Origin of the sequence: Parabacteroides vesiculifaciens (assembly GCF_049860805.1) — a bacterium.
Taxonomy (GTDB): Bacteria; Bacteroidota; Bacteroidia; order Bacteroidales; family Tannerellaceae; genus Parabacteroides.
The window spans coordinates 2,775,030-2,797,066 of record NZ_CP187555.1; the positions used below are offsets into that span (position 1 = coordinate 2,775,030).

Here is a 22,037-nt window from a genome sequence, read left to right on the forward strand (position 1 = left end):
TACCGATGTGCTGATGTAGCAATTTTTCTTTCATTGGCACATTAGCAAATTGGCACATTATTATTGTTCTATCTTGTTCAGCATCTTCAAAGTCGCCTTGATGGCAGCTTCCGTCTGGTCCGCATCGAGGCCGCGGGTCTTAAAGTCCACTCCTGCATAATTCCAGCTGATGATGGTCTGCACGAAAGCATCGGTTCGTCCGCCGGGGGGTATGGAAACGGAGTAGTTGGTCAGCATCGGGAAAGGACGGCCCAGATCGGTATAGATCTTCCGGAGGGCACGCACGAAAGCATCGTACTGTCCGTCACCGGAAGCCGATTCCTGATAGGCTTCGCCGTTGATCTCTATCTTCAGGGTGGCGACCGGTTTCAGCCCCTGCGCCAAAGACAGGGAATAATTCAAGATGCGGATGCGCTGGTCGGCCATCGTATCGTGATGGAGCACATCGCTGATAATATACGGAAGATCTTCCGTCGTAACCATTTCTTTCTTATCACCCAGCTCGATGATCCGCTCGGTCACTTTACGCATGGAGTTCTCGTCGATGTCGATCCCCAGCGATTCGAGGTTCTTGCGGATATTCGCCTTGCCGGAGGTTTTGCCGAGTGCATATTCGCGGACACGGCCGAAACGTTCGGGCAGGAGGTCGTTGCAATACAAGTTGTTCTTGCTGTCTCCGTCGGCATGGACACCGGCGCATTGCGTAAAGACATGTTCGCCGATAATCGGTTTGTTAGGCGGGATATGGACACCGGAGAAGGTTTCCACAAGGCGGCTGGCGTAATTAATCCGCTCTTCCCTGAGCGTCGTCTCCATTCCCAACTGGTCTTTCAATACGGCAAGCACGCTGCTGAGCGGGGCATTTCCGGCGCGTTCACCGAGTCCGTTCAACGTGGTATGAAGGCCTTCTATGCCGGCACGGACGGCGGAGTAAACGTTCGCAACCGCCAGGTCGTAGTCGTTATGGGCATGGAAATCGAACTTCAGGTCCGGATAGCGTGTAACCATTGCCTTGCAATACTCGTAGGTGTTGCCGGGGTTCAGGATGCCGAGCGTATCGGGCAACATGAAACGGCTGATCGGCAGGTCGCGGAGCGAATCGACGAACTGATAAACATATTCGGGCGAGTTCTTGATACCGTTCGACCAGTCTTCCAGATAGACGTTCACGGCGATTCCCCGTTCGGTAGCCAGGTTGATGACGGAGCGAATATCGGCGAAATGCTGTTCGGGAGTCTTACGGAGCTGCTCAGTCACATGCTTGTAAGAGCCTTTGCAAAGCAGGTTTACCACACGGCATCCGGCCGCTTCGATCCAGTCGAGCGAGACGTTGCCATCCACAAAGCCGAGCACTTCGAGCTTCTGAATGTTCCCGGTACGTTCCGCCCAGGAAGCCACGCGCTTCACGGCCTCGAACTCGCCGTCCGAGACACGCGCAGAGGCGATCTCCAGACGGTTCACGCCCAGGTCGAGCAATGCCTGTGCAATGCTCAGCTTCTCATGCGCCGCAAAAGAAACGCCCGATGTCTGTTCCCCGTCGCGCAGGGTGGTATCCATTATTTCTATCATAATTCTTTATTACTGCGTTCCCTTTCGAATGCTTCGATCTTCGCTTTATTGGATAACAAGTAGTCGATGTCGTCGAGGCCGTTCACCAAGCAGTCTTTTTTATAGGCATTGATGTCGAAGTGCTCGCTCTTACCGGTCGCCTTATTGGTGATGGTTTGGGCGGGCAGATTGACTTCGACTTCTGTTTTCGGATCGGCAAAAATCGATTCGAAAAGTTCGGCTAAGAACGGTTCGCTAACCACTACAGGAAGAACAAAATTGTTCAATTCATTGTTTTTGTGGATATCCGCAAAGAAGCTGGACACGACAACCCGGAACCCGTAATCAGCAATCGCCCATGCCGCGTGCTCACGGCTGGAGCCCGAACCGAAGTTCTTCCCTGCCACTAAGATCTGTCCGCCGTAGGTCGGATCGTTCAGGACAAACGATTCGATTTTGTTACCCTGCTTGTCGTACCGCCAGTCGCGGAACAGGTTTTCACCGAACCCCTTCTTGTCGGTAGCCTTCAGGAAGCGGGCAGGAATGATCTGGTCCGTATCCACATTCTCAAGGGGAAGAGGGACGCAGGTCGATGTTATGATGTTGAATTTCTGTTTCATTTCTCTTTATCAATTTTATTGTTTTACTATTTCGTTTCGGACAAATCCTCTGTGCCGGGTTACACAGGGTGTCTGTGTAACGTTACCCTCGAGGCATGTGTAACGTTACCCACGATGCATGTGTAGCGTTACACAGGGCGTCGGTGTAGCACGGTACATCCGGCCTTATCCAATCAAGGTCCTCGGATCGGTGATTTCCCCTGTCACCGCTGCTGCCGCTGCCACTAACGGACCGGCCAGGATCGTACGGGCACCCGGTCCCTGGCGTCCTTCGAAGTTACGATTGCTTGTCGAGACGGCATATTTTCCTGCCGGGATCTTATCATCGTTCATCGCCAGGCAAGCCGAACATCCCGGTTGGCGGAGTTGGAAGCCAGCCTCTTCAAATATCTTGTCCAACCCCTCTTCGCGAATCTGCGCATCTACCATCCAGGAGCCGGGAACCAGCCAGGCGATCACATGATCGGCTTTCTTCCGTCCCTTTACAATAGAAGCGAAAGCGCGGAAATCTTCGATACGTCCATTGGTGCAAGAACCTAAGAACACATAATCGATCTTCTTGCCGAGCAACGATTCACCCGGTTCGAAGCCCATATATCCCATCGATTTCATAAAAGACGTTTTAGCCACCTCGTTCATGCCTTCGACAGTCGGGATCGTTTGCGTGACGCCCATGCCCATACCCGGATTGGTTCCATAGGTCACCATCGGCTCGATATCGGCCGCATTAAACAGGATTTCTTTGTCAAACACGGCATCATCGCCGCTCTTCAACGTTTTCCAATAGGCAACCGCCTTGTCCCATTCTTCGCCTACCGGAGCATTTTCACGTCCTTTGAGATAGGCAAAGGTTGTTTCATCGGGCGCGATCATCCCGCCGCGTGCCCCCATTTCGATAGACAGGTTGCACAAAGTCAGACGGCCTTCCATCGTCAGGCTGCGGATCGCCGATCCGCCATATTCGATGAAATATCCGGTGGCGCCGCTGGTCGTCACTTTCGACATGATATAGAGAGCGACATCCTTTGCCGTCACCCCTTTTCCAAGATTACCTTCCACACGGATACGCATGGTTTTCGGCTTTGCCTGCAAGATACACTGTGAAGCCATCACCATTTCCACTTCACTGGTCCCGATACCGAAAGCGACCGCTCCGACCGCTCCGTGGGTAGAGGTGTGCGAGTCGCCGCAAACGATCGTCATCCCCGGCAAGGTCAGTCCGCGTTCCGGACCTACCACGTGGATGATGCCGTTGCGTTCATCCATCATCCCATAATGCGTCAACCCGAATTCGAAAGCATTCTTAGCCAACGTATCGACCTGATTCTTCGAAACAGGATCTTCGATCGGTTTGTCCTGATCGTGTGTCGGCGTGTTATGGTCCGGCATACAATAGATACGTTCCGGACGGAGCGGTTTCAAACCACGTGCACGCATACCGGCAAAGGCTTGCGGACTGGTTACTTCATGACAGTACAACCTGTCGATGTAAAGCTGTGTGGGTCCCTCTTCGATCGTTGTCACCACGTGGGAATCCCAGATTTTGTCGAATAATGTATTCATATTTATCAGTTCATTTTACAAATTTATTAATTGCATCGATAAATGCCTCAACAGAAGCGGCAATAATATCGGTATTGGCAGCAAAACCGTAATAACGGTTTCCTTCGTATTCGACCTGCATGTGTACCTTACCCATGTCGTCGCTGCCTTTGTTGATCGCCTGGATCAGGAATTCCTGGATCGTCATCGTACGGTGGATAATGGATTTCACCGCCTTGATGGCCGCATCGACAGGGCCGTTACCGGAAGCGGCCGCTTCGAACTTCTCGCCTGCGATATTCAGGCAGACGCTGGCCACGGATTGCAGGCCGACACCCGAAGTCACTTGCAGATACTCCAGCTTGATGCGATGCATAGCCGTACGATCCTTGCCGGCAAGCATCAATACGTCGTCGTCGTTGATATCTTTCTTGCGGTCGGCCAGTTTCAGGAATTCGTCATAGACCTTATCCAACTTTTCCTGCGACAGCTCGACGCCCAATACCTGTAAGCGGTGCTTCAGCGCTGCCCGTCCGCTACGGGCAGTCAGCACGATCGCGTTATCGTCGATTCCCACATCCTTCGGGTCGATAATTTCATAACTTTCACGGTTCTTCAGAACGCCGTCCTGGTGGATACCGGAAGAATGGGCGAACGCGTTACGTCCGACAATCGCCTTGTTCGGCTGGATCGGCATGTTCATCAGGCTGGACACCATGCGGCTGACACCGTATATCTTGGTCGTATTGATATTAGTGATAATGCCGCGTTCTTTATGGCTTTTGAAGATCATCGCTATTTCTTCCAGAGACGTATTACCGGCACGTTCACCGATACCGTTCATGGTGACTTCCACCTGGCGCGCTCCGTTCAAGACGCCCTGCACAGTGTTGGCAGTCGCCATCCCCAGGTCGTTATGGCAATGGGTCGAAAGGATCGCGTTTTCGATACCGTTCACATGTTCCATCAGATATTTGATTTTCGCACCATACTCGTCCGGCAGGCAATAACCGGTCGTATCGGGGATATTCACCACCGTAGCCCCTGCTTTGATGACAGCTTCTACCACACGTGCCAGGTATTCGTTGTCCGTACGTCCGGCATCCTCACAGTAGAACTCGATATCTTCCACATATCTCTTGGCGTATTTGGTAGCTGCAATGGCACGTTCCAGAATTTCTTCGCGGTTGGAATTGAATTTGTATTTGATATGTGAATCAGAAGTCCCGATCCCGGTATGGATACGTCCGTGCTTCGCATATTTCAGGGCTTCGGCAGCCACATCGATGTCTTTTTCCACCGCGCGGGTAAGCGCACAGATCGTAGGCCAGGTTACGGCTTTCGATATTTCGACAACGCTATTGAAATCGCCCGGGCTCGATACGGGGAAGCCGGCTTCTATCACGTCTACCCCCAGTTCTTCCAATGCTCTGGCAACCTGAATCTTTTCAATACTGTTCAACTGGCAACCCGGCACTTGCTCACCGTCGCGCAATGTCGTGTCGAAAATAAATAATCTGTCTGACATAGTTCTTATCGTCTTAAATTTGTTAATACCTTTTCGTAAGTTGGTTGAATAAAAAAAGCCTCTCTCACAAGGAAGTGAGAAAGGCTTTTTCATATCTTAATGCCCAGCAAAGCATACACAGTCTCACTTCCTATCCCGTTCCCAGAGTAGAATAATGTTTAGAGAAATAATGAGACTATTTAGCATTGCCTGTTTCATGTTGTCCTTTTAACTTGTTTTTGTTTGAACGCTGCAAAGATACAGCCTTTTTTCAAACCGCCAAATATAATTCGAAGTTTTTTAATGATATTTTCTTATAAAACGTAAGGCGAATACATGCAGGCAACTTCAATTCATAACCTAAACCGACTTATCGAGCCGCACCTGCTATTCTTTAAGGCTTCTTTATATCACTGCCGTACATATACGGAAGCCTTAATGCCAAATGACGCTTTTTTATAGTCATCCAACGATACCGACCGGTGCAGACTGCTGGTGGAGTAGAGCGGGAAGATAAGTTTCCCGTCTCCGTCGACGCGAACAATTTCAAACCCTACCCGGATGTTTCCCGCCGGTATCAGGGGAGGCGTATCGTAGGTAAACAGTATCTTCTCTTTCTTATCCGTTTTCCGGATAGTCCGGTAAAGGGGTTGTACGGGCAATCGCTCCGGATTCAACTCATCAGAAAGAAGATACAGATTCACGCGTACCAGAACGCTGTCATACGTGCATTGGGAAATGGGTAGCCGTATTTGTTCCAGCAACCCGTCTTTTCCGAGCTTAACAGAAATGCCTATTTCTTCCCCCAGACTGCCGGCCTTATCGGTAGTCATGACACCACCGGGCACACGCATTCCCTTATTACTGACCCATTTCCCTTTCATAGGAGAGATATTCACTTCCGGGAGCGTCAACAAACTATCTTCCAATACGATGTTCAGAGGGGAAGATGCAACTTTGCGGATCCCGCAGGCATACTTTTTATAGGCAATGTGCGATATGGTCAACTGTTCGTTCAGCAGAGAGTCCGGCACAAGCAAACGGAACGTTCCGGCATCGTCAGTCATCCCTCCGAAACCTTTCCCCATCACGCCTATATTCACAAAAGCGACAGGTATTCCCTTCGAATCCTTCACCGTTCCGCTTATCTCGGTCTTATGTTCCTGCGCGCTTACCAGAGGCAAAGACAGCAACAGGAATAATAAAAAACTTCTCATGATATTATTTTTTTATGGAGAATTGATCCAACACTTTCCCGTCCACATCCACAACCTGCATCTTCAGTTCTTTCGGATCGGCAGTTGCTTTCAGGACAGCCGTGTTGGAGTTGATAATGATCGGGAACGGAGTCTTGGCATTCGCATCCTGATGGATGAAACGGTGCAGGTGACCACAAAGCATCACGTCCGGCTTGGCTTCACGCAGTAACGGCATGAATTTATTTTCCACTTCCAGATTTCCATGCCAGCCACCTATCGGCGGAATATGGGCGACAATGACTTTAAAAGGAGCTTCCTGATATTCTTTGCTATTCAATACCTGGCGCAACCATTCCGCCTGTTCTGTCCGGTATTCGTCATAAACCGTTATGCCGGCATATTCGATGTCGGAATCCGGTTTATCCTCTCCCGTATCCAGGATAACGAAACAGATCGGACCTTGCCGGAAAGTATAGTAGATATTTTCCTCTTTCGGAGAAAAGTAGCGTTGGAATTCGGTTGCAAAAGCGCCGCGTGTTTCGTGGTTACCCCGCGTATAGTACATCGGGATCTCGGAGGCAAACAGTTTGGTCGCCGTGTCCATGAAACCGTCGAAGATATGGTTTTCTTCGTTGAAGACGGAAACCATATCGCCGTTAAAGAGGAAGAAGTCCGTCTTCTTCAGATCGCATTTGGAAACAAGGTTCGCCAGCACGTCGTTCTTACCATGTATGTCGTTCACCATCGCGAATGAGACGGTTTTGTCTGCAGGATCGCTAGTCTTGAAGACTAACGGCTTACGGGAGTAGACATCCGTAGAGGCATAATTCCCATAGATGACCTTATGCCCGACATGGCTCAACACTTCCTGTGCGAAAACGCGGTAGCGGTAGTTTGTACCCGGTTTCAATCCTTTAATCTTCACGGTATGGATTGTCGATGTATTCTTTACCCCGTTACGGGCGTCATAATATTTGGGACGTTCGGCAGCATAAAAGTTCGTATCATCATCCGGCGCCAGTTCCACCCAACCGACAGACGGCTTATCCGACAACCAAACGATCGTCACTTCATCAGGCCCCAGATTCTGCAAATAAGGGCCATGCACTAATTGAATCTTTGATTCTACCGCTCCTGCCAAACAAACTGACAACCAGAGAAACACCATTAAAACCTGAAATCTTTTCATGATATAATAAATTAAGTTATTCAGACTGCGAAGATACCGCTTCCTGCCCATAGCCACTTTACAAAAATGATACTTTTCCTTCAATAAAAGGGAAACAAAAAGCTACCCGTTCAAAAGTAGCAAAAAAACAAACACAGATATACAAGGCAAGGATGAATTCAACCCTTATAGCCTTATATATCTGTGTCTAAATTTATCCGGGAAGTGTAATCTTCCCGTTACTTATCAATTGTTTTCCGGACGCAATTTACGAACGACTGCACCTGCACGCCACATTTCGCTTTCGCGTAATGCCGCCAGTTCTTTTTCCAATCCTTCGCGATAATCCGGTTTGCTGTTCGTATCGATAGAACGCTGTGCTTCGTTGCCACAGGCGACCTCCCGGTATAATTTCTCAAACACAGGCTTGACAGCATCGTGGAACGGGCCCATCCAATCCAAAGCGCCGCGCTGTGCAGTTGTCGAACAGTTTGCATACATCCAGTCCATGCCGTTTTCTGCGAACAGCGGCATCAAAGACTGTGTCAGTTCTTCCACTGTTTCGTTGAACGCTTCGGAAGGTTCGTGGCCGTTTTCACGCAATGTTTCGTATTGAGCCAACAACAAACCCTGGATAGCACCCATCAAAGTACCGCGTTCGCCGGTCAAGTCGGAATACACTTCCTTTTTGAATGTCGTTTCGAACAGATAACCGGAACCGACACCGATACCCAGTGCGATTACCCGATCCCATGCTTTACCCGTTGCATCCTGGAAGATTGCGTAGCTGGAGTTCAAGCCACGTCCCTGCAGGAACATACGGCGCAATGAAGTGCCCGAACCTTTCGGAGCGATCAGGATCACGTCTACATCAGCAGGAGGGATGATGTTGGTACGTTCCTTGTAAGTGATAGCGAAACCGTGGGAGAAATACAACGCCTTGCCCGGAGTCAGGTATTTCTTGATGCGCGGCCAGCATTCGATCTGAGCGGCGTCGGAAAGCAGGACCTGTATGATGGTTGCTTTTTCGCAAGCTTCTTCGATACCGAACAATGTTTCGCCCGGCACCCAACCGTCGGCAACAGCCTTGTCGTACGTCTTGCCCGGACGTTGTCCTACGATCACATTGAAACCGTTGTCACGCAAGTTCAAACTCTGTCCAGGACCCTGAACACCGTAACCGATCACTGCGATTACTTCATCTTTCAACACTTCTCTTGCTTTTTCCAACGGAAATTCTTCGCGGGTTACTACGTTTTCGTCAACACCGCCAAAATTCATTACTGCCATTTTCTTTTTATTTTAAAATGTATTTAATATAGTTGTTTCTATTTCCACGTAACGGCGGCGCGGCAGATCGCTTTGCCTTCGTTACTGATTGCCATATCGTATTTTCCGGTATCTGCCTCTTTCTTGTGCAACCTGAGTTCCATCCCATACTTGCCTTCGGACTGGTAAGCGATTTCGAAACGTTTGATATCATTTGTTTTAAACAGGTCCAGATCGAACAAGTCAAGCAGATGCTCCATATACTTAATGCTGTTCAGATGACCATTGATGTCGAGGTCGCTGTATTTGATGATATAAGGGATTCCTTCCGTATCATTCTCCACGGCCGCAATCTTTCCCGGCTTTTCGATCGGGCAGGGACGGTCGGTGACGTAGGCGCTCAGCCCGGCGACGTCCAGCAAGGTCGGCCGACGTGTCTCCACATCGATAGCCGCCCAGATGGAGCGGGCGTAACCGAATGTCTTCCCGTTACTGTCCACCAGCTCGAAACAACGGCTGGTAAAGAGGCGACCGACTTCGTCCACCCAAGTATAGAGAGTTATGGGTTCGGACATGGCGGGATATTCGATCATTTCGATCGCCAGGCGGGAAAGTACCCAGGCCGTATGCCGCTCCGACATATCGTTGAAGCCGAACCCGCGCTCGGCGGCATGGGCGGAGGCGACATGGATCAGGTAGTTCCCGATCATCGGGATCGTGACACGTCCACGGAAATCCAACAAGTACGGTTCTGTGACGAAATGAAATTCTCCCACTTTGTTTTTGTCCATAATTCTATCGTTTATGGGGGCGGGCAGACCCCGCCCCTACGTTATTATTGTCTGTTTTGTTTTTCCTGTAACTTGCGTTCCATTTCGGCCAGCATGTCGCTCAGGCGTTCCACACGGCTCTTGGTGATCGCAACGCGGCCGGAACGGATGAACTGGAGGACACCGATCGATTCGCTCAACTCTTTGAACAGCGCTTGCGTCTCGTCGTAGTGCCCGCTCTTTTCCAAGACGACACAGGTTTCGTTCATTTCCAGAATACGGGCGTTATACTTACGGATCAGATCCTCGACCGTACCCATCTTGATGAACAATTCGGTACTCAGCTTATAGAGGGCGATCTCCTGGAAAACCAGGTCCTCATCCGTATTGTAATAGGCCTTCAGGATGTCCACACGCTTGTCGATCTGCTTCACGACTTTGTCGATCATATCTTCGTCGGCAAATGTGGTGATCGTAAACTTGTGTATGCCCTGTATGGCAGAAGGTGAAACGGAAAGCGTCTCGATGTTCAACTGCCGGCGCGTAAAGATAATCGTAATCTGGTTCAGAAGACCTACTGTATTCTCTGAAAAGATAATAACGGTATATAATTTTTTTGTTGTCATAGCTTCGCCTCCTTACTTATCTCCTAATATCATGTTTGTCACGCTTGCCCCTGCTGGAACCATCGGATATACCATGCCGCACGTCTCCACGTTGGCAACCAGCACATACGCCCCGTCGTGGTTCAACATCTCGGCGATTGCCTCATCCAGTTCCTCCCGTTTTTCCACGGCGCGGCTGGCAATGCCGTACGCTTTCGCGATCGCAACGAAATCGGGATTCTCCATGATCGTATTCGAGTAGCGTTCGTGGAAGAACAGTTCCTGCCACTGGCGTACCATCCCTAAGAAGTTATTATTGAGGATAATGATTTTCACATCCAGTTTTTCCTGCATGATGGTTCCCAGCTCCTGGATCGTCATCTGCATCCCGCCGTCGCCGGTAAAGAAGCAGACCGTACGGTCGGGCGCACCGAACTTGGCTCCCATGGCGGCGGGAAGGCCAAAGCCCATCGTCCCCAGGCCGCCCGAAGTAACTACGCTGCGGGTCCGTTTATATTTGAAGTAGCGGACGCCCATCATCTGGTTCTGTCCGACATCCGTCACTAAGATGGCATCGTTGCCGGTTGCTTCGGATACTTTCCGGACGACTTCGCCCATTTTCAACTGTCCGCCGGCCGGACACAATTCCTTTTCGATCACCTTTTCATACTCTTCCTGTGCATCCGGTTCGAACTCGGCATTCCACTCCGGGCGTTTCCGTTCTTCCAGCAAGGCTGTTATCATCGGGATGGTATGTTTGGCATTTCCGAGGACCTTCACATCGACCGGCACGTTCTTCCCGATCTCCGAGTTATCGATATCCAGATGAATCACTTTCGCCTGCTTGGCATATGTCTTCAGATCACCGGTCACACGGTCGTCGAAACGCATCCCGATAGCGATCAGCACGTCGCATTCGTTGGTTTTCCTGTTCGGGCCTACATTACCGTGCATACCGAGCATACCTTTATTCAAAGGAAAATCGGTTGGCAACGCCGACAGTCCGAGAACGGTCGAGCCGGCAGGGATGTCATTCTTCAACAGGAATGCCTTCAGCTCCTCTTCGGCGCCTCCCAGCAGGACACCTTGTCCGACTAAGCAGAACGGTTTCTCCGCTTTATTAATCAGTGCGGCAGCCGTTTTGATGCGATCCCGGTTGATGTCCGGTTCCGGTTGGTAGCTGCGTACGAAATCCACCTTCTTATATTCGTAGTCCACCAATCCCACCTGGGCATCCTTTGCCAGGTCGAGCACGACAGGTCCCGGACGTCCGGTAGAAGCGATATAGAAAGCACGCGAAACAGCCCACGCAATCTCTTCCGGTTTGCGGATCTGATATGCCCATTTGGTGATCGGTTGCGTAATACCGATCACATCGACTTCCTGGAAAGCGTCGGTTCCGAGCAATGGAGAAGGAACCTGGCCGGCGATGACCACCATAGGCGTGCTGTCCATCAACGCATCGGCAATACCGGTGATGGTATTCGTCGCACCGGGACCTGAAGTAACCAACGTCACCCCTACTTTGCCCGACACGCGGGCATATCCCTGTGCAGCATGCGTCGCCCCTTGTTCATGACGCACCAAAACATGTTTCAATTTATCCCTGTAGTCATACAAACTGTCGTAAATAGGGATCGCCTGTCCGCCGGGGTAACCGAAGATCGTATCTACGCCTTCAGCTATCAGTGACTTTAACAAAGCCTCCGAACCGGTTATCATCTGTTTCTCCATATCTCTTTATTTTAGTCTTGTGTTTAATCTTCTACTATCCTCACTCCACCCTTATCGGCCGAACTGACCATCTTGCCGTAGGCTCTCAAGGCTTTCGAGACGACTCGCTGGCGATGAGGAGGCGTAAAGGCTTTTGTGCCGCGGGCCTCTTCCGCTTTACGGCGCTCTGCCAGTTCTTCATCGCTAACCTTCACGTTAATCGTACGTTCGGGGATATCGATTTCGATTATATCGCCGTCTTTCACCAGACCGATCGCTCCGCCTGCCGCAGCTTCGGGAGAGACGTGGCCGATGGAAAGGCCGGAAGTACCGCCGCTGAAACGGCCGTCTGTGATCAGCGCACATTCCTTGCCTAAATGGCGGCTCTTTATATAAGAGGTAGGATAAAGCATTTCCTGCATGCCCGGACCGCCCTTCGGCCCTTCGTGTGTGATCACCACCACATCGCCCGAGACGACTTTTCCGCCGAGGATGCCTTCGCAAGCCGCATCCTGCGAATCGAATACTTTTGCTGGGCCAGCAAACTTCCAGATGCTTTCATCCACACCGGCGGTCTTGACCACACATCCGTCTAATGCGATATTCCCTTTCAGGACGGCCAGGCCGCCGTCTTTGGAATAGGCATGTTCGATGTCACGGATACATCCGACGGCACGGTCGGTATCCAGTTCTTTATAATAGGTCTCCTGCGATCCCATCTGAATACTGAAACGGTGGGCAGGGGCACTCTTATATTTCTTAACCGCCTCGTCCGTTACATTCGGGGAGGTGATGGCAAATTTATCTACGGCTTCGGCAAGTGTCATGCCGTCCACACGTTTCACATTTCCGTCCACCAAGCCCCCTTTCAGCAGTTCGTTCATGATCCCCATGATGCCACCGGCGCGGTTTACATCCTGGACATGATACGTATGTGTGTTGGGAGCGACCTTGCAAAGGCAGGGAGTCTTGCGGGAGAGCATATCGATATCGTCCATCGTGAAGTCCGCTTCCGCCTCCTGTGCAACTGCGAGCAGGTGGAGAACCGTATTGGTGGAACCACCCATTGCAATATCCAATGACATGGCATTCAGGAAAGCCTGACGGGTGGCGATACTGCGGGGAAGAACCGATTCATCGCCATCACGATAGTATTTATAGGCATTTTCTACAATCTGCCGGGCAGCATCGCGGAACAGTTGCGTACGGCCCACATGCGTGGCGACAATCGTCCCGTTGCCCGGAAGTGCCAGGCCGATCGCTTCGTTCAGGCAGTTCATCGAATTGGCCGTAAACATACCGGAACAGCAACCGCATCCCGGACAGGCATTCCGTTCCACCTGCGCGATCCGTTCATCGCTAACCGAAGTATCGGCCGATTCGATCATGGCATCGATCAAATCCAGATGGCGGTTATCCAGCTCGCCGGCTTCCATCGGACCGCCGGAAACAAAGATAGTCGGGATATTGAGCCGCATGGATGCCATCAGCATACCCGGAGTGATCTTGTCGCAATTGCTGATGCAAACCATTGCATCGGCTTTGTGGGCATTCACCATATACTCGACGCTGTCTGCAATAATATCACGTGAAGGGAGCGAATAGAGCATTCCGTCGTGTCCCATAGCGATACCGTCGTCAATAGCAATCGTATTGAACTCGGCAGCAAAGCAACCCAGCTTTTCGATCTCCGCTTTTACCTGCTGCCCGATCTCATGCAAATGGACATGACCGGGTACAAACTGGGTAAATGAATTCACAATGGCTATAATCGGTTTGCCGAACTGCTCTTCTTTCAGGCCGTTGGCGCGCCACAAAGCACGGGCTCCGGCCATGCGTCTGCCCTCTGTGCTGTATGAACTTCTTAACGGATTCTTCATCATATTATTTGTTATTTTCGAACGGCTCACAAACCGCTCCTATATTTACTTTCTTACATTATATATATTAAAAAAGCCCTTCTCTGTAAGGAGAAAGGCTTAAGAAATATCTTTATACGACTTCACAACTTCTTGCACACCTTTCTCCTTACCTGCTAATGACTAGAAGGACCACCACGAGAATAATATGCAATACGTTGTTCATCATCTTTTCTTACGTCTTTATTTTTGTTTGACGCTGCAAATGTAGAACAATAATTCGTATCACCAAAGAAATTAAAAGAAAAATATCATTTTATCTTACATTTATCAAGCAAAGAAAGGAGATAGGCTTGCAGTTTAATACTTTCAAGTAATCTTCTATGATCATATTTCATCTTAATTCATTTGGATGCTTTTGATAGTTTTCATTCAGATAGCATCCTTATTGCTTCTTTGATTTTATTGGGAATTCGCTGTTCATCTGTCTTCTCTAAATGAAAAGCATGATAAACATTTTCACTTTCTCTTTTGAATTCGATATAATGATTATAATTCGTATCGTAAAAATACAATGTCTTTAAGTCTTCGCCTATCGCCTTCTTTAATAAGTTACTCGCTTCACCCCTGCTACACATTAAGACAGATACTTTTTCACCTTTATTTGAAGGATGAGCCCCTTTACCCAACTCACCATGTTTAGGATTTAATCTAAAACATCTTTGGGGAATCCGATTGCTTTCAAACCATTGGGCAATAGACTTGATTTCAGCTTTCCTGACTTCAATCTCAAAATCATCATCATTACATTTTGTCCTAATCCTATCTTCATAGCAAGAAAACGCTTCTTGATTGATCAACAGAAACGCACATTCATCACCAGAATCCTTTTTACGTTTTGTCAATTCACAGAGGGTATCATCTTTTATTTCCATATGATAATAATAATACTTTTCCGTATCACTTTGTTTCCTATCATTACGCCAATTCTCACCCCATTGTTTCATCATTACACGAAAACGAGTTTGCATATTCGGATAATAATCTTCGGCTATTTCTAATGGACATAAAAATGCTTGTACATTCTTTCCATCGTAATAACCATCATAATTCTCATTCTGAAAAAAACAAATTATTTCCTCCAGACGACTAACCATTTTACTGAGTTCTTCCACAGACATTACATCTACGGATTTTATATAATGCGGCTTCTCCTCTACTTCTTCATAAGAAGGAAACATTATAAAAAGTTCGCTATGCCCCATTTTAGAATCCTGTCAAAGTTTTCAAATCAATATCTATCTGATCAAAGAAACCTTTTGGAGGGCGTTTGATATGACCTTTTTTTGAAATCTCTAACGGGTAAGAAATAGCCACATGCAGATGCTCCTCTCTATTAAAATAATAAATTGATAAGGACTCAGGACTAATCAGCCCCTTATTCACAGCTACAAGACTACCATTGATAATATGATCACTATGTGACTCCAAGATAATTTGTATACCATTAGCAACCGCTTTTGCCATCAGTTCCATCAATATAGCTTGGCCTTTGGGATGAATATGGGCTTCCGGATTTTCTATAAGGATGATAGAATCTTTACGTGCACTAAGTATAGCAACTAAAATTGGTAATACATAAGTAACACCAAAACCAGTATTTAATGCAGTTATATCTTCCGTAATCGTATTTTCTTCTCGATTGAACTTATATTTTAGTTTGAAATCTTCACCCGACTGTTCGATATTAATCTTTATATTAGGAGAAATCATACGTAGCCATCGCTCTACTTGTACGACTAATCTAAAGTCCGGCGTTATATCATTTTCATCTGTTATCGCTAATTCTTTGACTGGAATATCCGTATTCTTATATTGCTCCAAAAAATGAACAGCATACTCACACTGCCCCATAATTTTGGAAATCTGTTTTTTACTTACCACTAAAGAGGTATCCCGATTATAACTTTTTTGAGGACCAAATCGGAAAGCACTTAAATATTGGAAATATTCATTGAATAATGAATACTTCAATAAAACATTTTTATCTGTAACATTGCTTTTTACCCCCGGCAACAACGTATCCATTATATTTTCCGGATAATCAAAAACATATATCAAATCATCTTGCTGCGAAAACTTCAATTCAATCCTTAATGAATGTTCATCTGATGATTGGCAAGCCAATTCTCCGGATATTCCTGCATCACACAAATCTCCTTTCAAATTGAGACCTGCATCCAAATCATTCATCAAAAATGATTGACGCAATAAAATCAATGACTGTATAACAGTTGATTTTCCCATCCCGTTCATACCTGTCAGGATAGTTAGTCCCTTTACATCGAGCTGTGTCTGTTTATGCAGTTTAAAGTTATGAATATTTAAATTCGTAATCATGATTCGATTATTTTTTTGATTAATTCTTTTACTCGTGTAAAACGCAACTCTACACTTGATTTTTTACCTGTACCTGCGGAACTTGCAAAGTTAAATGATTTATCATTAAATAGTTTCATCATGCCTTCTTTGAATATATCCGCCTTAGCTACTAATTTATTTCTTTCTTCATCTGTCAGCCAAGCTACATTCACGCTCAACGTATCATATACAGCTTTAGAAATTGGCTTTCTGGAATCCTCCTTGTTGAGTCTTCTTCTAAACGAATCATCACCGAAAATTTGATAGCAACATACCATTGATTTATCAAAAGCTTGCCGTATGGATTCTCTTTGTTCCTGACTCATTCTATTCAGTTCACCCATCTGATCGTTTAAGAATGCATCCAATTCTCCATTGTACCCTTCATAACCCATATAGAAGGCAATAAAGCGATTGGCAAAATCACGGTCTTCCATCCTTTTTGTTTTTACCGAATGCTTGGTCGCTTTTATAAAAGAATCCATTTCAGCCAGTTCCTTTATAAACGAAGCCGCATCTCCTTGATTTAAAGCATGACGCATCTCTTGCTGCGTCAACGGTTCCCCTGCGGTATTGACACGTTGGAATATAATAAACTTTACTTCGTTGGGTGTAGTCTTACGAAGTACATTCATAGTTATCTTCAATGCTTTTATACGTCTTATATCGGGGCGTTCCAGTTCCGAGTAAGTTTTCCCCTCAAAGTTTTTCAAGAATTGCAAATTCTGTAACACCAAAGGATTCTCATCTTTAGATTTTAGGATAAAATCACGAATGGCACACAGACGCTGTAATCCATCGATGACGGATAACTTTTTAGTCACAGCATCCTCACTAAAATAAAAAGAAGGTAAAGGTAATCCCAATAAGATAGATTCTATCAATCGACTTTTCTTTGTGTTATCCCACACATCGGTTGCACGTTGGAAATCAGGCTGAAAATCTATTTCTTCATTTTCCAACTGTTCTATAACAGAACCAAGATTGACCGTAGCAATATCTACATCAATATCATCAGGTTTAAATGGCTTGGTTATAACATCAACATCCACTTCCCCATTTATGTCTTCTTTCTCTACATCATCAATATCTAATTGATTTAGTATAATATTTTTTTTACCTTTCATATTCTATTTCTTTTTTATTTCAGTTTTACCAATACATCCCCAACTTAGCACAATTCACCACTACGCCATAGTCAACATCAAGCAGGATGGTTTGTTCAGCAACTACCATCAAACGGTCGTGATATTTACGACACTTTTTGAGCGTCTTGTTCAACATACAAGTTTATTACGTTTAACAGTGCTAAAATCAGTGGTACGGGTGATGATCCCAACAATCTTTCGCCTCTGCATTTCTAAATTCTCTCTTTTACAAAATAGTGATTTCATCCAAAGTGCATCAAGCACAAATTTCATGTACAACATTACACCTCTTGCAAATTTAATAGAATTCTTTGGTCGAACCACGAATTTGCGTCTCTTTTTTTATGCGATATGTATATCATCTCCCGAGCCCAAAAAGTGGTTATACTTTCCACTTTCTCCAATACATCATGGGGATCGGCATATTACCACATATCGATTTTGACAATAAGCCCCCTTCTTTCCCTGTTTTTTCTATTTCGGATAAAAAAAGAAACCGCTTCGGGCTGACATTTATCCACAAGAACGGCTTTTTATATAACTATCCGGTGAACCATCCGCCGATGCCGGAAAAATGATCTGTCGTTTGTCAATCTATTTTCCAGTATTTGCGACATTCGGGAAAAGCCGAACTCCCGGAGAATCGAATATTTGAGAAGATATAGGGGATGATACAGGAATGCGGCAAGGAATTAAAGGGCTTTTTTTGAATATCCGGCACTTCGCTCTCATGACGACCGTCTTCATCGCCGCAACGACCGTCTTCATTGCTCCGAGCTGCCGAGTTCACCCTATACGAAGACGGTCGTCGTGGCAATGAAGACGGTCGTCACGGAAATTTTCTGCGCAACTCACGGCAACAATCGTTTTTTTTCTTTATTTTCCGACTTGAAAACCGTTAACCCCAAAAGGAATAACAGGGGTTTTCCGTGATTTTTTATCCGATTTATACAATAAGTACCTTTGTTGGATTATCAATCCGGGGATCTTACAGTCTTGTTTCGACTTACTAATACTATTTGTTTCCTTTAAGGGAAGCCGTTCAAGCAATCTAATAGGTTCACATTTTCCTCAAAACGAACCTTATTGTCATTCCCGGCTTATTGTACAATTTCCCCAATTATCCGTTGGTCCAAATCGAAACAGTAGCGCATCTAATTTGATTTTCTACCCCATATATTTCAAATTACACTTGCGAGTAATATTTTTTAAGAAACTCTCAATAATGTAAATTGCTAAATAATAAGCAAATATAAACATCTCCTATTTTAGGAGACTTATTGTGCGATTTAACATATCAAAAGACAAATTTACCTTAGTAAGAAATGAGTTTTTTGATGTAGGTTGCCCTGATAACCGATAGGGAGTTATTTTAAATCAAGAAAGTAACAAAACTGTCGATTTTTGAATTACTATGGCTCTGCCTATTCCCAACAAAGGAGCAATGGCACTTAGGAACAGAACTAAAAGTCCGGTAGTATATTAAAGGAGATAAACAAGCTTTTACAGGCAATAACTAGCTAAAAAAAATCGAAGCAGTTTCTAAATATAATTCGTATCTTTGGCCCCTATCAATAGACAGAACTTATAGATAATGAAACAATACAACTTTGACGAGATCATCGAGCGCAGGGGTACGAACTGTGTCAAGTTCGACAACCTGAAAGAACGTTTCGGAAATGAAGACCTTACTCCACTTTGGGTAGCCGATATGGATTTCCGGACACCGGACTTTATTGTCAATGCAATCAAGAAACGTTGTGAACATGAGATTTTCGGGTACACATACGATTCGGACTCTTATTATAATAGTATCATCGAGTGGGTACATTATAAACATAACTGGAAAATCCAGCGTGAATGGCTTAGCTACATTCCCGGTATTGTAAAGGGAATCGGTTTCGTTCTGCAATGTTTTACCAAACCGGGCGACAAAGTAATTATACAGCCACCGGTTTACCATCCCTTCCGCATCGTTCCGGAAAGCATGCATCGCGAGGTTGTTTACAATCCGCTTAAAATGGTAGACGGCGTTTACGAGATGGATTTTGAAAATCTCGAATCGGTTATCGATGAACATTGTAAGGTCCTGATCCTTTGCAACCCTCATAATCCGGGCGGTATTGTCTGGAAAAAAGACACATTGGTCAAGCTGGCGGAGGTTTGCGCCCAACATGATATACTCGTCATCTCGGATGAAATCCATGCAGAGATGGCTTATCCGCAATATACGCATCATCCGTTTGCGACCGTTTCGGAAACGGCGGCAAATTGCAGCATTACTTTTATGGCTCCGAGCAAGACATTCAACATTGCCGGTATCGTCACCTCCTATTCGATCATCCCCAATGCGGAAATACGCGAGAAATTCTATTCCTTCATGGAAGCGGGAGAATTCAATGCCGGAACGATCTTTGCCTATACAGCGACAGAAGCAGCCTATACGTACGGAGCCGAATGGCTGCAACAGATGCGGATGTATATCACGGAAAATGTCCGCTTCGTGGATGACTATTGCAAATCCAAACTACCGAAGATCAAGGTCTATCCACCACAAGCTTCATTCCTTGTATGGTTGGATTGCCGCGACCTGAAACTGAGCCAAGCTGATTTGGTGAGCCTGTTCCAGGATAAAGCCGGTTTGCTGCTGAATGACGGAAGTATGTTCGGCCCCGGAGGTGAAGGGCACATGCGTTTGAACATCGGTTGCCCGCGTTCTGTCCTCTCTTCGGCATTAGACGCATTAAAGAAAGCTATAGATAAGAAATAAAGCTGTTTGCCTATTTAATTATTGAGATTAGGCAGACAAGTCGGAAATTATACGTAAATTTGTCATCGTTTTATTTATCACAAATACAATTACAAATGAAAATTACAGCAAATAAGTTCGTTGCAGTTACTTACGATCTGAACGTAGGCGAAGGCGAAGAACGCGAATTGATGGAAAGAGCAACAGCCGAGACACCTCTGAAATTCATCTTTGGTACAGGCGCAATGCTCCCCGCTTTTGAAGACGCTCTGAAAGGACTGGAAGTAGGCGACAAATTTAACTTCTCTATAGCTCCGGCTGATGCATACGGCGAGTATGTGGAGGAACACGTACTGGATCTTCCGAAAAATATTTTCGAGGTAGAAGGAAAGTTCGACTCGGAAATGATCAAAGAAGGTAACACGGTTCCGATGATGGATTCGAACGGCAACCGTATGAACGGTTCTGTCCTGGAAGTAAAAGATGATGTAGTCGTTATGGACTTCAACCATCCGTTGGCTGGTGAAATGTTGCATTTCAGCGGTGAAGTTATTGACGTACACGAACCGACAGCTGAAGAAATCGCAGCTCTTTCTGCTCCGGCAGGCGGATGCAATTGCGGATGTGACGACTGCGGTAGCGATTGCGGCGACCACAAACACGAAGGTGGATGCGGATGCGGAAGCTGCCACTAAATAATTGAAAATTGATAATTGAAAATGGAAAATTATCTGTAACAGGATGCTTTTCCATTTTTTATATTATTGGTTTTCTTCTCTTTCATTTTCTATTCTCAACTTTCAATTTTCAATTCTCATAGTGAATACATTCGGAAACATATACAGACTGACCTCTTTCGGTGAATCGCATGGTCCCGGAATCGGAGGCGTAATAGACGGATGCCCTGCCGGTATCGAATTGGATACGGCTTTTATCCAGAGTGAACTGAACCGCCGTAAACCGGGACAATCCAAAATCACAACCCCACGCAAGGAGGACGACGAAGTACAGTTCCTTTCCGGTATTTACGAAGGAAAGACGACAGGTACTCCGATCGGTTTTATCATCTGGAACAAGAACCAGCACTCGTCGGACTATGACAATATGAAGAGTGTCTACCGTCCTTCCCATGCCGACTTCACCTATCAGACCAAATACGGAATACGCGACCCGCGCGGTGGTGGACGTTCGTCTGCCCGTGAAACGATCGCCCGTTGCGTAGCCGGGGCTATTGCTAAGTTAGCCCTTCGCCAGAAAGGTATCCGGATCCAGGCATTTACCTCGCAGGTTGGGAATATCAAACTAAACGGCTCCTATACGGATTACGATTTAAGCAAGGTGGAAGACACAGCCGTACGTTGTCCGGACCCGGCCGTAGCCGCAGAAATGGAAGCTTTGATTGCCGAAGTGAAATCCAAAGGAGATACGATCGGTGGCGTGATCACCTGTGTAGCACAGGGGGTTCCCGTAGGGTTGGGCGAACCGGTATTCGGGAAGCTGCATGCGGCATTGGGACATGCGATGCTGACAATCAATGCAGTAAAAGGTTTCGAATATGGCGACGGCTTCGAAGCTGCCTTATATCGTGGCTCGGAGCGGAACGACCGTTTCTTCAATGACAACGGGCACATCAACACCCATACGAATCATTCCGGTGGCATACAGGGAGGCATCTCGAACGGACAGGATATTTATTTCCGTGTCGCCTTCAAATCGGTTGCCACCATCCTGATGGAACAGGAAACCGTCAATATGGAAGGCGAAGACACGATCCTGAAAGCCCGCGGCCGTCATGACCCGTGTGTTTTACCGCGCGCCGTCCCTATCGTCGAATCGATGACGGCGATGACACTGCTTGATTACTTGCTGATACAAAAAACAAGAGAATAAATAATGTGCCAATTGTTCAATATTGGCAC

At 46.6% G+C, this 22,037-nt stretch carries 17 protein-coding genes; 3 read left to right on the top strand and 14 right to left on the bottom strand.

The window, feature by feature from the left end; all coding sequences use genetic code 11:
- Window positions 1-60: 60 nt before the first annotated feature.
- The 14 genes from ACPYIV_RS11340 to ACPYIV_RS11405 form a co-directional block, all read right to left on the bottom strand.
- Complete coding sequence (locus tag ACPYIV_RS11340; RefSeq protein ID WP_293731752.1) at window positions 61-1,569, bottom strand: alpha-isopropylmalate synthase regulatory domain-containing protein; 1,509 nt, start codon at window positions 1,567-1,569, stop codon at window positions 61-63.
- Window positions 1,566-2,168 (bottom strand): 3-isopropylmalate dehydratase small subunit, encoded by a 603-nt coding sequence (gene leuD, locus ACPYIV_RS11345; protein ID WP_293731751.1) that lies wholly within the window; start codon window positions 2,166-2,168, stop codon window positions 1,566-1,568. The genes ACPYIV_RS11340 and leuD overlap by 4 nt, the downstream gene beginning before the upstream one ends.
- Before the next feature lie 165 nt (window positions 2,169-2,333).
- Window positions 2,334-3,731 (bottom strand): 3-isopropylmalate dehydratase large subunit, encoded by a 1,398-nt coding sequence (gene leuC / locus ACPYIV_RS11350; RefSeq protein ID WP_293731750.1) that lies wholly within the window; start codon window positions 3,729-3,731, stop codon window positions 2,334-2,336.
- Window positions 3,732-3,741: 10 nt separating this feature from the next.
- The gene (locus tag ACPYIV_RS11355) at window positions 3,742-5,238 is read right to left on the bottom strand and encodes a 2-isopropylmalate synthase (protein WP_293731749.1); all 1,497 of its coding nucleotides are present in this window, start codon (window positions 5,236-5,238) and stop codon (window positions 3,742-3,744) included.
- Between the two features lie 389 nt (window positions 5,239-5,627).
- Window positions 5,628-6,434 carry a carboxypeptidase-like regulatory domain-containing protein gene (locus ACPYIV_RS11360; RefSeq protein WP_425883059.1) on the bottom strand — a complete coding sequence of 269 codons (807 nt, stop codon included), beginning with the start codon at window positions 6,432-6,434 and terminating at the stop codon, window positions 5,628-5,630.
- 4 nt (window positions 6,435-6,438) lie between these two features.
- On the bottom strand, window positions 6,439-7,605 hold the full coding sequence (locus ACPYIV_RS11365; protein WP_425883061.1) for a metallophosphoesterase: 1,167 nt from the start codon (window positions 7,603-7,605) through the stop codon (window positions 6,439-6,441).
- Window positions 7,606-7,830: 225 nt separating this feature from the next.
- Complete coding sequence (gene ilvC / locus ACPYIV_RS11370) at window positions 7,831-8,874, bottom strand: ketol-acid reductoisomerase (protein WP_008149840.1); 1,044 nt, start codon at window positions 8,872-8,874, stop codon at window positions 7,831-7,833.
- A gap of 38 nt (window positions 8,875-8,912) precedes the next feature.
- Window positions 8,913-9,644 (bottom strand): acyl-[acyl-carrier-protein] thioesterase, encoded by a 732-nt coding sequence (locus ACPYIV_RS11375; protein WP_425883063.1) that lies wholly within the window; start codon window positions 9,642-9,644, stop codon window positions 8,913-8,915.
- A gap of 44 nt (window positions 9,645-9,688) precedes the next feature.
- A complete protein-coding gene (ilvN, locus tag ACPYIV_RS11380) occupies window positions 9,689-10,249 on the bottom strand; it encodes an acetolactate synthase small subunit (RefSeq protein ID WP_293731746.1) in 561 nt (186 codons plus the stop codon).
- Between the two features lie 12 nt (window positions 10,250-10,261).
- Window positions 10,262-11,962, bottom strand: coding sequence for a biosynthetic-type acetolactate synthase large subunit (ilvB, locus tag ACPYIV_RS11385; RefSeq protein ID WP_293731745.1), 1,701 nt, complete (start codon window positions 11,960-11,962; stop codon window positions 10,262-10,264).
- Window positions 11,963-11,985: 23 nt separating this feature from the next.
- On the bottom strand, window positions 11,986-13,821 hold the full coding sequence (ilvD, locus tag ACPYIV_RS11390) for a dihydroxy-acid dehydratase (protein ID WP_425886519.1): 1,836 nt from the start codon (window positions 13,819-13,821) through the stop codon (window positions 11,986-11,988).
- Between the two features lie 407 nt (window positions 13,822-14,228).
- The gene (locus ACPYIV_RS11395; RefSeq protein ID WP_425883066.1) at window positions 14,229-15,065 is read right to left on the bottom strand and encodes a hypothetical protein; all 837 of its coding nucleotides are present in this window, start codon (window positions 15,063-15,065) and stop codon (window positions 14,229-14,231) included.
- A gap of 1 nt (window position 15,066) precedes the next feature.
- On the bottom strand, window positions 15,067-16,200 hold the full coding sequence (locus ACPYIV_RS11400; RefSeq protein WP_301705423.1) for an AAA family ATPase: 1,134 nt from the start codon (window positions 16,198-16,200) through the stop codon (window positions 15,067-15,069).
- Window positions 16,197-17,348, bottom strand: a complete 1,152-nt coding sequence (locus tag ACPYIV_RS11405; RefSeq protein WP_301705424.1) for a DUF262 domain-containing protein — start codon at window positions 17,346-17,348, stop codon at window positions 16,197-16,199. Before ACPYIV_RS11405 ends, ACPYIV_RS11400 begins: the two co-directional genes overlap by 4 nt.
- 1,615 nt (window positions 17,349-18,963) lie before the next feature.
- Between ACPYIV_RS11405 and ACPYIV_RS11410 the strand changes: the two genes are divergently transcribed.
- From ACPYIV_RS11410 to aroC, 3 genes are all read left to right on the top strand, one after another.
- Entirely contained in the window at window positions 18,964-20,139 is a 1,176-nt protein-coding gene (locus tag ACPYIV_RS11410) for a MalY/PatB family protein (RefSeq protein WP_293734411.1), read from the top strand.
- 95 nt (window positions 20,140-20,234) lie between these two features.
- Window positions 20,235-20,813, top strand: coding sequence for an FKBP-type peptidyl-prolyl cis-trans isomerase (locus tag ACPYIV_RS11415; protein WP_293734412.1), 579 nt, complete (start codon window positions 20,235-20,237; stop codon window positions 20,811-20,813).
- Between the two features lie 124 nt (window positions 20,814-20,937).
- Window positions 20,938-22,008, top strand: a complete 1,071-nt coding sequence (gene aroC / locus ACPYIV_RS11420; RefSeq protein WP_293734413.1) for a chorismate synthase — start codon at window positions 20,938-20,940, stop codon at window positions 22,006-22,008.
- Window positions 22,009-22,037 lie beyond the last annotated feature (29 nt).